13 protein-coding genes and 1 other RNA gene are annotated in these 13,885 nt (G+C 43.2%); 10 read left to right on the forward strand and 4 right to left on the reverse strand.

From position 1 onward, the window contains the following. Nucleotides 1-9: 9 nt before the first annotated feature. The 5 genes from smpB to H509_RS0122920 all read left to right on the forward strand — a co-directional run bounded on the left by smpB (nucleotide 10) and on the right by H509_RS0122920 (nucleotide 5,470). Nucleotides 10-483: an SsrA-binding protein SmpB gene (smpB, locus tag H509_RS0122900; RefSeq protein WP_028547116.1), complete on the forward strand. Its 474-nt coding sequence runs from the start codon at nucleotides 10-12 to the stop codon at nucleotides 481-483. A gap of 374 nt (nucleotides 484-857) precedes the next feature. Next, nucleotides 858-1,222: a transfer-messenger RNA gene (gene ssrA, locus H509_RS27420) on the forward strand. A gap of 375 nt (nucleotides 1,223-1,597) precedes the next feature. Further along, nucleotides 1,598-2,248, forward strand: a complete 651-nt coding sequence (locus H509_RS0122910; RefSeq protein ID WP_028547118.1) for a TetR/AcrR family transcriptional regulator — start codon at nucleotides 1,598-1,600, stop codon at nucleotides 2,246-2,248. A 140-nt stretch (nucleotides 2,249-2,388) separates the two neighbouring features. Beyond that, nucleotides 2,389-4,707, forward strand: coding sequence for an ABC transporter permease (locus H509_RS0122915; protein WP_028547119.1), 2,319 nt, complete (start codon nucleotides 2,389-2,391; stop codon nucleotides 4,705-4,707). A 4-nt stretch (nucleotides 4,708-4,711) separates the two neighbouring features. Beyond that, nucleotides 4,712-5,470: an ABC transporter ATP-binding protein gene (locus H509_RS0122920; protein WP_028547120.1), complete on the forward strand. Its 759-nt coding sequence runs from the start codon at nucleotides 4,712-4,714 to the stop codon at nucleotides 5,468-5,470. A 375-nt stretch (nucleotides 5,471-5,845) separates the two neighbouring features. On the opposite strand, the gene H509_RS0122925 is transcribed toward H509_RS0122920, so the two are convergent. The 3 genes from H509_RS0122925 to H509_RS0122935 form a co-directional block, all read right to left on the reverse strand. Continuing rightward, a complete protein-coding gene (locus tag H509_RS0122925) occupies nucleotides 5,846-6,136 on the reverse strand; it encodes a transporter (RefSeq protein WP_028547121.1) in 291 nt (96 codons plus the stop codon). Between the two features lie 41 nt (nucleotides 6,137-6,177). Then, on the reverse strand, nucleotides 6,178-6,483 hold the full coding sequence (locus H509_RS0122930; protein ID WP_028547122.1) for a hypothetical protein: 306 nt from the start codon (nucleotides 6,481-6,483) through the stop codon (nucleotides 6,178-6,180). Between the two features lie 515 nt (nucleotides 6,484-6,998). After that, nucleotides 6,999-7,394 carry a VOC family protein gene (locus tag H509_RS0122935; protein ID WP_028547123.1) on the reverse strand — a complete coding sequence of 132 codons (396 nt, stop codon included), beginning with the start codon at nucleotides 7,392-7,394 and terminating at the stop codon, nucleotides 6,999-7,001. 856 nt (nucleotides 7,395-8,250) lie between these two features. Here H509_RS0122935 and H509_RS0122945 point away from each other — a divergent pair. The 4 genes from H509_RS0122945 (at nucleotide 8,251) to H509_RS0122960 (ending at nucleotide 11,548) form a co-directional block, all read left to right on the forward strand. Continuing rightward, nucleotides 8,251-8,898, forward strand: coding sequence for a 2OG-Fe(II) oxygenase (locus tag H509_RS0122945; RefSeq protein WP_028547124.1), 648 nt, complete (start codon nucleotides 8,251-8,253; stop codon nucleotides 8,896-8,898). 379 nt (nucleotides 8,899-9,277) lie between these two features. Continuing rightward, on the forward strand, nucleotides 9,278-10,132 hold the full coding sequence (locus H509_RS0122950) for an AraC family transcriptional regulator (protein WP_028547125.1): 855 nt from the start codon (nucleotides 9,278-9,280) through the stop codon (nucleotides 10,130-10,132). Between the two features lie 58 nt (nucleotides 10,133-10,190). Beyond that, a complete protein-coding gene (locus H509_RS0122955) occupies nucleotides 10,191-11,174 on the forward strand; it encodes an ABC transporter substrate-binding protein (protein ID WP_028547126.1) in 984 nt (327 codons plus the stop codon). Nucleotides 11,175-11,209: 35 nt separating this feature from the next. After that, nucleotides 11,210-11,548, forward strand: coding sequence for a cupin domain-containing protein (locus H509_RS0122960; protein WP_028547127.1), 339 nt, complete (start codon nucleotides 11,210-11,212; stop codon nucleotides 11,546-11,548). 157 nt (nucleotides 11,549-11,705) lie between these two features. On the opposite strand, the gene pdxR is transcribed toward H509_RS0122960, so the two are convergent. Continuing rightward, the gene (pdxR, locus tag H509_RS0122965) at nucleotides 11,706-13,148 is read right to left on the reverse strand and encodes a MocR-like pyridoxine biosynthesis transcription factor PdxR (RefSeq protein WP_342663676.1); all 1,443 of its coding nucleotides are present in this window, start codon (nucleotides 13,146-13,148) and stop codon (nucleotides 11,706-11,708) included. A 190-nt stretch (nucleotides 13,149-13,338) separates the two neighbouring features. Between pdxR and H509_RS0122970 the strand changes: the two genes are divergently transcribed. Continuing rightward, nucleotides 13,339-13,809 carry a GNAT family N-acetyltransferase gene (locus tag H509_RS0122970; RefSeq protein WP_028547129.1) on the forward strand — a complete coding sequence of 157 codons (471 nt, stop codon included), beginning with the start codon at nucleotides 13,339-13,341 and terminating at the stop codon, nucleotides 13,807-13,809. The last annotated feature ends 76 nt before the right edge of the window (nucleotides 13,810-13,885 follow it).

Below are 13,885 nucleotides of genomic sequence, written 5' to 3' on the forward strand. Positions count from 1 at the left end.
GGGATAATCATGGGTAAGAAAAGTGAAAATAAAGTGCTAGCCCAGAATAAAAAAGCGTCCCATGATTATTTTATCGAGGACACATATGAAGCGGGCATGGTGCTGACAGGTACGGAAATAAAGTCTTTGCGTCTGGGTAAAGCCAATATCGGTGACTCATTTGCAACGATCCGTAAAGGTGAAGTGTTCATTCACAACATGCACATCAGTCCGTTTGAGCAGGGGAATCGATTCAATCCCACGGACCCAACACGTGCACGCAAGCTGCTGCTTCACAAATCGCAAATTAGCAAGCTGATTGGTCAGACCAAACAAGAGGGCTACACGCTTGTACCGCTTAAAATATATGTTCGTAATGGCTTTGCCAAGCTGTTGATCGGACTTGGTCGTGGTAAGAAAAATTACGACAAGCGCGAGACGGCTGCCAAGCGTGATGCGGATCGTCAAATTCAGCGGGCGTTGCGGGAGAAGCAGAAGTATTAAGGTAAGCTCATGAAGCATGATGCAAGCCTTGTGCAAGCAACACAAACCAATATACGGCTTAAGTCATACACTTTTGAGTATTGGTACGAGAGGTATGTGGCATGCTAGAGTATGACGTGGCAGCACTCTCAGATGATTCCAAGGAAAAGGAATGTAGCGCTGGCAACAAGTTGGCTAACACCATTTCTATATCTGTGTTATAATAAGTTTGTCGGTAACGATAACAAGCTTACCTGCTTGGCATAATCGAGGCTGACATGTGAGTTACATTGACAATTGCATAGTGTGGAAGGAAATACACTATCGTGTCTTACTTTTCTCTTTAATTCAAGACCCAACTCCCCAGATTGGCGAGATGTGTCGCTTATCATTATGGGGGCGTTCTTGGATTCGACGGGGATAGTTCGGGCGCGGGTAGCGGGTAGTGGGGCTGCGTCCACTTCAACAACGCGAACGCCTATTTAAACGGCAAACAACAAACAAACTACGCTTTAGCAGCTTAATAACCTGTTAGCGTGCTTCTACTCTCCATCGCCCATGTGGCGGGATAGGGGCTCAACTTTAGTGGGATACGCTGTCACATCTCCGCCTGAGGTGTGCTGAAGAAGACAATCAGGCTGACCCAAAGCATAGCCGGTTACGGGGCGCTGCTCGGGTGACATCAAAACTGTAGCTACACCCGTAGAAGCCTGTGTTGCGTTATCTTCGGACAGGGGTTCGACTCCCCTCGCCTCCACCAAACCTGAAAGAGCCGACCGCAAGAGGTCGGCTTTTTGCATTGGAACGGGATAAAGGGAGTTGAACCACTGTAGGAGTTCGTCCGCGCGCGTAGACATCAGGTATGATTAATAAATTCAACGACTATTTCCCAGAAAATTTGTCGGAGATTTAATAGAAAATATATGATTTCTGATTACATATTCGATACACGTTGAGACAGTAATGTTAATAGAACAGATACGTTTTAATAGAGTACATCGGGGCAAAAGTTCTTTTTTATTGATGTGTTTAGGTGAACATTTTTTGACGTAATTTAGAATGCCCTTGACATCACAAACTAGCATGTTACTATTTAACCGACAGGCAGTCGGTCGGTTAAGAAGGAGGTATTAGAATGAGAGTTGTAAAAGAAGCCGAGGAACGCAGGAACGAAATACTTGACGCGGCGGATAAACTTTTTGGTCAGAAAGGCTTTGACGGTACGAGTACAAACGATATTCTCGAAAAGGTCGGAATTGCGCGGGGAACGCTGTATTATCACTTCAAGTCTAAGGAGGATATTATGAACGCGCTAATTGAGCGGTATAGTGTTCGTCTTTTAAGTGCGGCACAGGAAATTGGCGCAAACAAGAGCATTGCCTTAAATGAGCGCATTATTGGCGTTGTAATGGCCCTGAACATAAGTGACGGAAGCAACAAAGAAATTATGGAACACATGCACAAGCCGCAGAACGCGCTTATGCATCAGAAAATACAAAAGGTCATCATCAATGGCGTTCCCCCGATACTGACGGGAATAATCCGCGAGGGTATTGAGCAAGGATTGTTCAGCACGCCGTTCCCGTATGAATGCATGGAAATGGTCGTGGTATATATGAATACCATTTTTGATGATGATATGGTTGAAATGACGAACGAGGGGCGGGCTTCACGCATGCATGCATTTGTTTTCAACGTAGAAAGGCTGCTTGGTGCTGAAAGCGGAAGTCTAATGTCTGTCGTTATGCAGATGTTCGACAGCGGGAATGGACGCAGCAATGAATAATTTGGGACGGTTGCGGATTTGCTTACCGAGGAGGAGTACACAAGGGCAAGTGATTTCACAGCTGGGATTTTGTTATGTATTACTTCAGTAATTCTGTACAACTTGAAATCGGTTAAAAAGCTTGAAAACAGAGGTGACTTATGTATAACAGAATAATCCGTAATGACATTTTAAAGAGCAAGGCTATTACGCTGACAACAATCATATTTATCGCTGCCTCGGCTATGCTTGTTTCGCTTGCGGCTATACTCGTCGTCAATCTTTCGGGTGCGCTAGATACGCTTATGAAACAAGCTAAAACTCCGCATTTTATGCAGATGCACTCGGGTGAAATTGATATTGCGCGGCTCACATCTTTTGCAAAGCAAAATAACAATGTCGATGATTTTCAGGTGATTGAATTTCTCAACATGGACGGTGCACAGATTATTTTGGACGGTAGTTCGCTTGCAAATAGTGTTCAGGATAATGGTTTCAGCATACAGAGCGAAAAATTCGATTATCTCCTTGATCTTAACGGAAACATCATAAACGTAACCAACGGCGAACTTTATGTTCCAATAAGCTATATGAGGGACAAGACCACAAAGGTCGGTGATAGGGCAGTAATAAGCGGAAAGGAATTTACAGTGGCGGGATTTCTCCGAGATTCGCAGATGAATTCCACGCTCTCCGCGTCAAAGAGATTTCTTGTCAGTAAAGATGATTACACGGAAATAAAAAACCTTGGAAGTACGGAGTATCTGATTGAGTTCAGATTAAAGGATTTGTCGGCGCTCGGCGCATTTGAGACTGCTTATGCTTCCGCAGGACTTGAGGCCAACGGACCAACGGTTACATATCGACTTTTCAAAATGATGAATGCACTTTCAGATGGGATGATGACTGCGGTTATACTTCTTGTGAGCGCACTTGTCGTTGCAATCGCATTCATGTGCATACGCTTTACGCTCCTTGCGAAAATCGAAGATGACTACCGCGAAATTGGCGTTATGAAGGCAATAGGATTGCGTGTTTCCGACATAAAAAAGATTTATCTAGCGAAATACGCAGCGATTGCGGCGGTAGGCAGTCTTCTCGGTTTTGTACTTTCGATTATGTTCAAAGGCATGCTTCTTGAAAATATCCGGCTTTATATGGGTGAAAGTGGAGATTCTTCTTTTGCCTTGCTTTTCGGAATAATCGGTATACTGCTTGTATTCCTTGCCATTATTGCTTATGTAAGTGGAGTGCTGAGACGCTTTCGGAAAATATCCGCTGCGGAAGCAATACGCTTTGGCACTTCTCAGGAAAAAGACGTGGGCGCAAAGCACTTTTGCCTGAGCGGGAACAGGCTGCTGCACACGAATGTTTTTCTTGGTATCAAAGATGTTCTCGCAAGGAAAAGACTTTACGCCACAATGCTTGCGGTGCTGGTGATTTCGGCATTTATCATTATTGTACCGCAGAACCTGTACAACACGATTTCCTCAAAAAGCTTTAGCAAATATATGGGGATTGGGAACTACGATATGCGTATTGATATTCAGCAGACCGACAATATCTCTGAAAAAGCCGCTGAAATTATTAAAATGTTGAACAGTGACCGTACCATTTCAAAGTATGCCGTCCTTACAACAAAAACATTCAAAGTAAAAACGGAGGACAGATCGGAGGAAAATATAAAAGTTGAACTCGGCGACCATTCGATATTTCCTATAGAATACTCCGGGGGCAGAGCACCCTCCGCAGAAAACGAAATTGCACTTTCGGTTTTGAACGCCAATGAGCTGAGCAAAAAGGTCGGTGATGTTATTACGCTAGTGATGGAGGGGAAAGAGAAAAATCTCACGATAAGCGGAATTTATTCCGACATTACCAACGGCGGCAAAACTGCAAAGGCTGTTTTTACCGATAATTCGGCAGACATTATGTGGAGCATTATCTGCGCGGAGCTTTCGGATAAATCTCTTGTCGAAGAAAGAACTTCGGAATATGCGAGCAGGTTTGTTTTTGTGAAGATTTCAAACATTGATGAATTTGTTACACAGACATTCGGCTCGATAATAAACTCCGTCAAAAAGGCCTCTAGTGCCGCAATTGCCGTTGCGCTCATTATTACGGTACTGGTTACACTGTTGTTTATGAAAATGCTTGTCGCAAAAGACAGATATTCCATTGCCGTCATGAAAGCGTTTGGTTTTACAAACTCGGATATTAGAGCGCAGTATGTTTCGCGTTCGGTATTCGTTCTAATTGTCGGAATTGTTCTCGGCACGCTTCTGGCCAACACTCTCGGAGAGATACTTGCGGGCATGGTGATCTCCTCCTTTGGGGCTTCGACGTTTAAGTTTGCGATCCATCCGCTTTCGGCGTATCTGTTTAGTCCATTAATGATGATATGCTCGGTACTTATCGCAACAATGATCGGCACATCAGGCGCGGGACAAATAAAAATTTCAGAGAATATAAAGGAGTAGGCATATGAAGAAGATTATTATCGGTGATCATATTGTAAAATCTTACGGCGAGGGCGACGAAAAGCGTAATATTCTGGATGGAGTGTCCGCCTACATAAATGAGGGTGAATTTGTTGCGGTTATGGGACCATCGGGGTCAGGAAAATCAACGCTAATGTTTGTGCTAAGCGGAACGGATGGCGTTAATGACGGGAAGGTCGTTTTTGACGGCAGGGATTTGTCAGCGGTTGGGGAGAATGAGCTCTCAGATATACGCAGAATAAAAATGGGATTTGTATTCCAACAGCCGACTATGCTGAAAAATCTCAATATCCTCGACAACATCATTCTTCCGTCAATGCGCAACAACAGAAAAAACGCTGCAAAAATTTCGGAGAAGGCAAGGGCTCTTATGAAGAGGGTAGGCATTACGGAGCTTGAAAAGCGCGACATTACACAGGTTTCGGGAGGTCAGCTTCAGCGTGCGGCAATTTGCCGAGCGCTTATGAACAGCCCAAAAATAATCTTCGGCGACGAGCCGACGGGTTCGCTCAACTCAAAATCTGCACAGGATATTATGGATATATTTTCCGAGATCAACGCGGAAGGTACTGCGGTTATGCTTGTAACTCACGACGCTAAGGTTGCGGCGCGGACGGAGCGTATTATGTTTATGCGCGACGGAACAATCGTAAGTGAACTAAAGCTTCCGAAGTTTGAGGGGGCGGATATGGATGGCAGGATTGAGAAAGTAACGGAGATAATGAGGGAAATAGGAATATAATATCAATTGCAGGTTCTTCCTCAAAAAGTAAAGGGGATCGAAGATGGAAGTGCCTGCTTACCTTGCGGCTAGTTTAGGAAACTGAAAATTTCACTGAATCCTGTCCACTTCTTGTGACATCCGTAGACTGGAGTGCATCCCTTAGAATAGACATTTATATTCCGATGGGACTGCCCCAAAGAGATCTGGGTGTTCTATGTAGAATTAATAGTGAAATCCCCCTCGCCTCCACCACTATGAATACGATCCTCATGCGGATGGTGTTCATAGTGGTGTTAATAAGCATCTTCTAATACAAAGTTTCTTGATATAATTATTTATTTGAGATTATTCATTGGTAACGCCCGATCTTCGCTCACGTAATAATTTCCTTCTCTAAAAACATGTAAATGACACAATGCTTCTTAGATCGACCCCAGTAAACATCCATCTCCGACCGGTCCATCTAAAGCCTGCAACGGATGTACGTCCTACAAAGGTTGGGAACAACCAGAACGCGTTTCCATTTCTCAACCACACAAATGTGTTGCGGAATAAACAACCGGAAATTGCTCCAGGGTCGATGGCGAACGCAGCAGCAGCGGGTTGCTGTGGTGTGAATTGTGGAGGAGGGGAGGATGGTAGCTGCTGTGTTCCTTGAGGTCCTTGAGGCGGTGTAAATGCCATAAGATTTCACTCCTTAATTAGAGGATTAAGTTTGATCACGTTTATATTAATGAAATGGCAAGTAAATTGAACAGCACTAAGGGCAAAATGAAATCATTGTGGAAATTAGGGACTAATCCGCGACTAGGCCCATGGCTAGGGAGTCTTAAGTATAAAATTCCTCTTTCGCAGTGGATAAGTAACCCTTCAAAAACATCGCCATCCACTGTCTCCACACGGACAAGTTTATTAACATGGTTATTGCAAATATCCCCTATTTGATCTTGTATGGATTTTAAGTTATGCATAGTAGTTGGATCCATTTGATACAGTGCTTGTTCTTGATGCCCCTGTTGTTGCAAACTCATGGTCATGGCCTCCATTTTAGATTCGTTCATTTTCTCTATCGTATGCAGAAGCCTATAAGGGGGTGAAGATCTGAGCGTTGGATGAATAACACGGGTCTCCATTCTTTTAACAGAATGACATGAGGGAGATCCGGTAAAAAGGGAGAAGCATACGTTTATGATGGCTAGTCGTTCGAATTTAAGGTGACCTCATAACTGTGACTATACAGTAGAAGCTTGTGCTGCGTTATCTTTGGACAGTGGTTCGCCCGCGTGCAGGAAGCGTGAGATGCGCTTTGAAGTGATCTTAGAAGGTCGCTTTTTTTCTTATTTGGACTCGACTAGGTTAGGTAAATCGCTCGGGCTCTAGTCAGAGATCAGACAGATTGTCCCATTAAGTAAGACATGCTTTGATAGGGGCGGAGTACGGCATCGACATCCGGCCACTATAAACGTCATCGCCTATTAAACATCGTAAAACCCAGTCCGCATGGGGCTGGGTTTTACGATGTTTAATTAGATATATAACATAAAGTCTATTTTGCGTTCTCATCTGGTTGATGAATACCAAAAATATTGCCTTCCGTATCTAAATAATAGCCTTGCCACGCCATACCAGGAAGGGCGTACTTAGGCAATGCGACTTTGCCTCCATGATTAAGAATTTTGGCTTCAGAAGAATCATAGTCCGCTACTCCCATTGTACATGCATAGCCATTCACAGGCTGGCCTGGTGCCGGGGAAGGACCTTGGCGCTGCATCAAAGCTCCGTTAATGCCGAGTTCATTTTCATCGCCCGTTACAGCTCCGAAATAAGGCATGCCAGCATAACTGCTCCAATCCTGAAATGTCCACCCGAATACCTCTCCATAAAACTTTTTGGCTCGCTCCATGTCATCAACATGAATCTCAAAATGAACTAATCTGCTCATAATTACCTCCTAGATATGAACTATCGTTTCTCTTAATTATGTTTTTCCATTGGATTCTCCTGCTTTAGTATTAAAAATTTGTGATAAATTATACATTTTCAAAATAAAGCCTATAGTTACGGTTTCCTCTTGCTTCCACCGTGTAATACCCCAATCACAAGAGGTTGGGGTATTTGCTCTGTGTCTATAGATAGATTTGTTAGAATGTACGTATGCTATAGAGAATCTACATCCTGAAGTTTTAGATGCCTTCTTTGCGGTGTATAAGACCGCGGCAAAAATCATATATGACGATACGAGCGAGCGTGTGAGTGAGTTCATAAAAGTTTCAATCCAAGAGATCGGCAAAGACCTAGAAGAGGAAATTCTTATCCGATGTCATGAGGTAAATGATAAAGTCCACGAAATCGTAGACAAGTTAAAAATGGAAAGTTTCACCCTGCTGGGATATCATGACGATAGAGTTCACCGTATTAAGCTGACTGATATCTATTATTTCGAGGCCGTCGACGGAAAGGTTTTTACTTACTGCAAGGATAACGTTTTTGAAGTCAAATTCTTTGATTATACATTGAAAGGCATTAGGCACTTCACATCCGAAGCAACTTACGGATCAAGGTAAACAACTTATTTTGTATTTATTAATTGGCAAGACGGGTGATGTAGTTCTGACTAGGAGCAGCGCTGTACTGACTATACTGTTGAGTCCTCCTATATGGCTTTGTATTCGGACGGAGGTTCGGTTCATCCCCCCATATCAGACAGTGTGATTATTCTGAAATTAGGTGAGCAATTAAAACCATTTTATGGTATCTTATTTTTGTGATCTATGTTATAAAATGGGGGGCGAAAACGGATGGTGGGGAATACGACAACAAAAGAACAGGCCATATTTAATCATACTGGAAATACGATCAGGACAGATGATCGAGAAATTCGTATCGTTGCCAGGTTTGAGGAGCCATTGGTTGTCGTATTGGGAAATGTGCTTAGTGAAGAGGAATGTGATGAGCTAGTAGAACATTCAAGGGAACGATTGCAGCGGTCTAAAATCGGCGAGGAGCGTGCGGTCAATCAAATCAGAACGAGCAGCGGTGTGTTCTGTGAGGAAAATGAGACGATTACAAAAATTGAGCAGCGAATCTCACAAATTATGAATATTCCTATCGAGCATGGTGATGGCTTGCAAGTTTTGCTGTATACCCCTGGCCAAGAGTATAAACCTCATTATGATTTCTTTGCTGAAACGAGTCGAGCAAGTGTTAACAATCGCATTAGTACGCTTGTGATGTATTTAAATGATGTGGAGGATGGTGGAGAAACGACGTTCCCCCAGCTTCAATTCTCTGTTTTTCCTAACAAAGGTATGGCGGTCTACTTTGAATATTTTTATAGTAAGCATGAATTAAACCAACTCACCTTGCATGCAGGTACACCAGTGATCAAAGGGGAAAAGTGGGTGGCAACGATGTGGATGAGACGACAAACTTATCGACGTTCCTAATTACTGGCACAGGGGTGAAATGTTCTGAAGACAATGGTATTCAGGGCGCTGTGCAAATGCAGATGGAAATGCTACACGTCCCATAACGGACGATCCCGCCATCTTTTCCATTATATTAATTATTCGTATGCCGTTACTTGGTCGTTTGAACATTAGCCGAGAGCGGCATTTTTTTGCCCTCCTATATTGACAACGATAATCATTATCAATAATGTGGAAATAGAGGAAAGCAGAGAGGCCCATCTAAATAATAATCTCGACAGCTGCCAGAGCAACTTGTGGAAACGAATATACGGCTTGTAGCTTGAAGCTGCACAGGAAATATAACTATTGATCTCAATTCTACCGAACAAACTACGATTAAAATGAGGTATGCAATATGAACATCGACGTTAATCAGTTAGCAGCACATTTTGCGAACATTCCATTTCAAGTAGAAGGTATATATCGCTATGCTAGAAATCCAGGTGTGCCTCACGCTGACTATACAGATACGCTACCTGGATTTGTGTTTCCACTTACAGGAAAGACACAATTCCAATTTAATGATACACCGTACATCCTTTCGCCAGGAAAAGTAGTACATGGGGGGGCCAAAATGAAACTGGCCCATACCATGTTTGGCAACATGAACTGGGAATACATTTTGGTGCTATACCGAATAGGTGACACCGAACTTGAAGAGACAAGCTTTTCTCATCAGCATTTTGAATTGTCAACGGGACAATCCCCTCGTCTGATCGAGTTAATTATGCGTCTTTGGCGTGTGTATAATCAGCGTGGAGGTATTTCAATGTTTCAGACTGAAATGCTGTTTCGCAACGTATTAAATGAAGCTCTATTATGTGTGGAAAATAGGCAGAATAGCTATACATCAGATGCTTTATTTGAACGCGTCTCTCGTTATATCCATGAATACTACGATCAAAGCCTTACAATAGCCTCGCTTGCAGAACAAAATAACGTTAATCGAAATCGACTTGCTTACGTATTTAAAAGGCATGCAGGTATGGGACCAGCGGAATATTTATTAAAATATCGACTACACATGGCGCAAGAAATGTTATTTACAAGTGATGTGTCCATACAACAAATTGCACAATCGGTAGGCATTGCTGACCCGTATTATTTTAGTAGAGTGTTCAAAAAACAAAAGGGCATTTCTCCTACTGAATATCGAGAGAAGTTCATCCATAATCCATGCCAATCTCAACAAGCATCCATTCTAATCTAAACATGACTTTACTATACTAAGGGCAATCAGAGAATACATCATGTTGGAGGAGTTTCATATGCGAAGGATGAAAGGCCTGCTAATCCCAATGTTAGTCGTGGCAGGTATATTGGCAGGCTGTAACGGGGCACCTGCTGAAAATAAAGTCGCTTCTACAGAAGGGGCGTCAGCATCAGCAGATCAGGCAGCTGCGACCGATTGGCCAAGGACGTTTAAGGATGCCTTGGGTAAGGAATTTGTGATTAAGAAAAAACCGGAGAAAATAGCATCTTTATGGTATTTTTATCCTGAAATTTTAGTTGCATTAGGTGAGCCGCCCACTGCTTCTACGGATAAAGAGTTTTTGTCTTCTTTATCTTATTTAAAGGGGAAGATGGATTCCACTACGGAATTAGGAGATAAATTGTCTCCCAGTGTTGAACAAATTTTATCGATTGAGCCGGATTATATTTTAGCCACAGAACATCATGAAAAACATTATGATGCACTCGAAAAGGTTGCGCCAGTCATTACGCTAAACTCTAAAGACATCTATGATAACTGGCAATATGGGCTTCGTACAGTAGCTAATATTATTGGAAAAGAAGACGAAGCGGAAATAGTAATTGGTAACATGATGAACGAAATTACAACGGGGCGTGAAGCCTTAAAGTCGATTCAAGGAGAGTCAGTAGCCCTTATCCTGTCTTGGGATGGAAAAACTTATAACGTTCTAGGTGAAGGCAATCCTGTTTATACACTGGCGTTTGATAAAGAACAGGGGCTCGGACTTACAGCGGATAAGACATTTAAAGGTACTAACAATGAGTTTACTTCGTTTGAAGGCATGTCAACGGTTCAAGCAGACCATATTTTCCTTATAGGCGACATTACAAAAAAAGAAACATTAATGAATGACTTAAAACAAAGTAAGGTATGGAATAATCTGAATGCCGTAAAGAAGGGGCACATTTATTTGATGGACACTTCTGCAATTACGGGTGGTCCGTTAGCGATTGAATACGCTTTGCAAAATATAAAGAGTGCCTTGATTAAATTTTAAACTTCGAACTTTATACGACAGAGGGAGGAATTTCTATGTATTACCAAGCTATCAATTTGAACGAGAAGTTATCTCAATTCAACGAGCTTTGGTCTCCGAAAGTCGTTGGTGAAATCAATGACTTTCAATTCAAGCTGATTAAGATTGAAGGAGATTTTATGTGGCACGAGCATCAAGGCGCCGACAAACTATTTCTTGTGCTCGAAGGTGAAATGTTTATTGCTTTCCGTGAAGGGGAGGTTAAAATATCCAAGGGTGAGATGTTTATCGTTCCCGGAGGAGCCGATCACAAGCCTTTCGCCGAAAAGGAATGCCATATTATGTTGGTGGAGCCTAAAGGCGTAATAAACACTGACGAAACAGAGTCCGTCTAAACAGCAGTTCATGTTACATAGATCGAGAGAGGGGGAAGTCCTCCCCCTCTTTCACCATGCAAATCCGCAACCGCACGAGGTTGTGGATTGTTGCTGTTTTCGTTTACTGAGGTACTAAAGTATCTCGTCTATATCCCATCGAATAGTAGCCCAACAATTACGAATGGCGCCAAGAACGGTGCAAAGCATGGACGCCCATTACGATTTCGTCCATGCTCAACCCGCCAAAGCCGAGTTGAACCATCGATGCCTCAGCTTGGTCTGGCCGCGCCCAAAAGGGGGATACGGCATAAACCTTAACGCCTTCATTTGCTGCGGCATGGATGAGTTCGGATTCACTCATGCCGTTGTGTACACGCAATAAAATATGCAGGCCAGCCCCCTGTCCGACCACCGTAGTATAATGACCCATCACCGCTTGAATGGTCTCAAGCAGCGCGGAATGCTTCTTTTGATATACGTTTCGCATTTTACGAATATGAGCTTCCCAATGCCCATTTCGCATAAATAACTCCAACGTTTTTTGATGGAATCGGGATACGGTCTGATCGTATAAACGGTAGTCTTGTGTATGATACGGCGCTAGCAAAGTAGGAGGCAGCACCATGTAGGCTATGCGCAGAGAGGGGAGAAGGCATTTTGAGAAGGTTCCCAAATAGACGGTCCGATGATGGGCATCCAAGCTTTGTAAAGCAGGGATCGGCTTGCCATCATATCGAAACTCGCTGTCATAATCATCCTCAATAATAAGCCCGTCCTGCTCTTCCGCCCACTTCAGCAATTGTATCCGTTTGGCAAATGGCATAACCATTCCGTAAGGGAACTGGTGAGAGGGCGTAATATAGACGACTTTTGTATTACTCTCATATAACTCGTGAATGTTAAGTCCATCCTGCTCCAACGAAATGGGATGAACGTGAAATCCATAATGTTGAAACATCGTTCTAACTCCATCGTAGCCCGGCTCTTCCATTCCAATGCTGCTCTGACTAGATCTCATTAAACGGGCTAATATACCGAGCAGATACTGAACGCCTGCTCCAATGACAATTTGATTAGGTGAGCAGTTGACCCCTCTTGATCCGTACAAATACTTGCAAATTTCAACTCGGAGTTCATACTCCCCTTGAGAATCCCCATAAGAGAACAATTCCACTTGCTCTGGCTGTAAGCATTGGTTGGATAGCTTACGCCAGATGGAAACCGGAAAGTGTGAGGCATCCACGTTGCCATACCGAAAATCATACTGCACCAAGGGTTTGACCTGCTTACTTGGTTCAAAAGATGTTTGACGCACTGTAGAGGGGGCTGGTATCTTTTCCAGTTCCAATGCAATGACAAACAGTCCGCTTCGTGGTCTGCTTTGCACATAGCCTTCCGCGATCAATTGGTGATAGGCCTGTTCAACCGTATTACGGCTAATATGGAGGTGAGATGCCAAAGCGCGGATAGAGGGTAATCGCGTCATGGCGGCAAGCTTGCCTCGTATAATATCTGTTTTAATGTGTTGATATAGTTGAAAATAGTATGGTTTTGTGGACTTTTCATCCAGTATTAGTGTGATATCGATCAGTTTCCCCTCCGTTCCCGATCTTACAATCTGACCCTGTCATTTAATTAAGAACTGTCACTACTAAAGGGGTCAGAGGAATAATACAATTATATCACTTCCAGTTGAACAGACGACTATCGGTTATTTTCTTAAATGACTATTGTATACGTAGACTATTCCTGTTCTGGTTTTATGATGATGTCAAGGCGTGAGATAGACTTAATTAAGGAGGGAAAGCATGGATAACTATGTGGTACGAAAGGCGGGGCAGCAGGACATTCAGCCGCTCAGCTTGCTTATGGAGGCGTACATCGTTGATTTTTACAAGTGTCCTCGACCTGAGGAGGAACGTCTATTCAGTCTCATTCAGATGCTGCTCCAAGGAAAGGAAGGCATTCAATTTGTTGCCGAGCAGAATGGGGAGCTTGTAGGTTTTGCAACTCTCTATTTCACATACAGCTCAATCAAAGCACACAAAATTGCGATTATGAACGACTTGTATGTTGTGGAGGGGCTGCGTGGTGCAGGAGTAGGAACCGATTTGTTTCAGGCGTGCCATTCCTATCAACTATCGCATGGCTACGCCTCAATGATTTGGGAGACGGCAAGCAGCAACAACCGTGCGCAAGCGTTCTATAGGAAAATGGGCGCCGTACCGGAAGATTGGATTACCTACAGCTTGGAAGGCGAGCAATCTGGGGGAAGTTAGAAGTTTGAAGGCAATCATCAGGAAAGCACCGTAGAGGTGCTTTTTTTGCGTTCTTGGAAGCATGACAAATTTGAAC

Source organism: Paenibacillus taiwanensis DSM 18679 (assembly GCF_000425125.1).
GTDB lineage: Bacteria > Bacillota > Bacilli > Paenibacillales > Paenibacillaceae > Paenibacillus_B > Paenibacillus_B taiwanensis.

What these genes read in the sequence shown, in the direction of transcription:
- smpB (WP_028547116.1), top strand. Translation starts at nt 10, where the DNA reads ATGGGTAAGAAAAGTGAAAATAAAGTGCTAGCCCAGAATAAAAAAGCG.
- H509_RS0122910 (WP_028547118.1), top strand. Translation starts at nt 1,598, where the DNA reads ATGAGAGTTGTAAAAGAAGCCGAGGAACGCAGGAACGAAATACTTGAC.
- H509_RS0122915 (WP_028547119.1), top strand. Translation starts at nt 2,389, where the DNA reads ATGTATAACAGAATAATCCGTAATGACATTTTAAAGAGCAAGGCTATT.
- H509_RS0122920 (WP_028547120.1), top strand. Translation starts at nt 4,712, where the DNA reads ATGAAGAAGATTATTATCGGTGATCATATTGTAAAATCTTACGGCGAG.
- H509_RS0122925 (WP_028547121.1), bottom strand. Translation starts at nt 6,136, where the DNA reads ATGGCATTTACACCGCCTCAAGGACCTCAAGGAACACAGCAGCTACCA.
- H509_RS0122930 (WP_028547122.1), bottom strand. Translation starts at nt 6,483, where the DNA reads ATGAGTTTGCAACAACAGGGGCATCAAGAACAAGCACTGTATCAAATG.
- H509_RS0122935 (WP_028547123.1), bottom strand. Translation starts at nt 7,394, where the DNA reads ATGAGCAGATTAGTTCATTTTGAGATTCATGTTGATGACATGGAGCGA.
- H509_RS0122945 (WP_028547124.1), top strand. Translation starts at nt 8,251, where the DNA reads ATGGTGGGGAATACGACAACAAAAGAACAGGCCATATTTAATCATACT.
- H509_RS0122950 (WP_028547125.1), top strand. Translation starts at nt 9,278, where the DNA reads ATGAACATCGACGTTAATCAGTTAGCAGCACATTTTGCGAACATTCCA.
- H509_RS0122955 (WP_028547126.1), top strand. Translation starts at nt 10,191, where the DNA reads ATGCGAAGGATGAAAGGCCTGCTAATCCCAATGTTAGTCGTGGCAGGT.
- H509_RS0122960 (WP_028547127.1), top strand. Translation starts at nt 11,210, where the DNA reads ATGTATTACCAAGCTATCAATTTGAACGAGAAGTTATCTCAATTCAAC.
- H509_RS0122970 (WP_028547129.1), top strand. Translation starts at nt 13,339, where the DNA reads ATGGATAACTATGTGGTACGAAAGGCGGGGCAGCAGGACATTCAGCCG.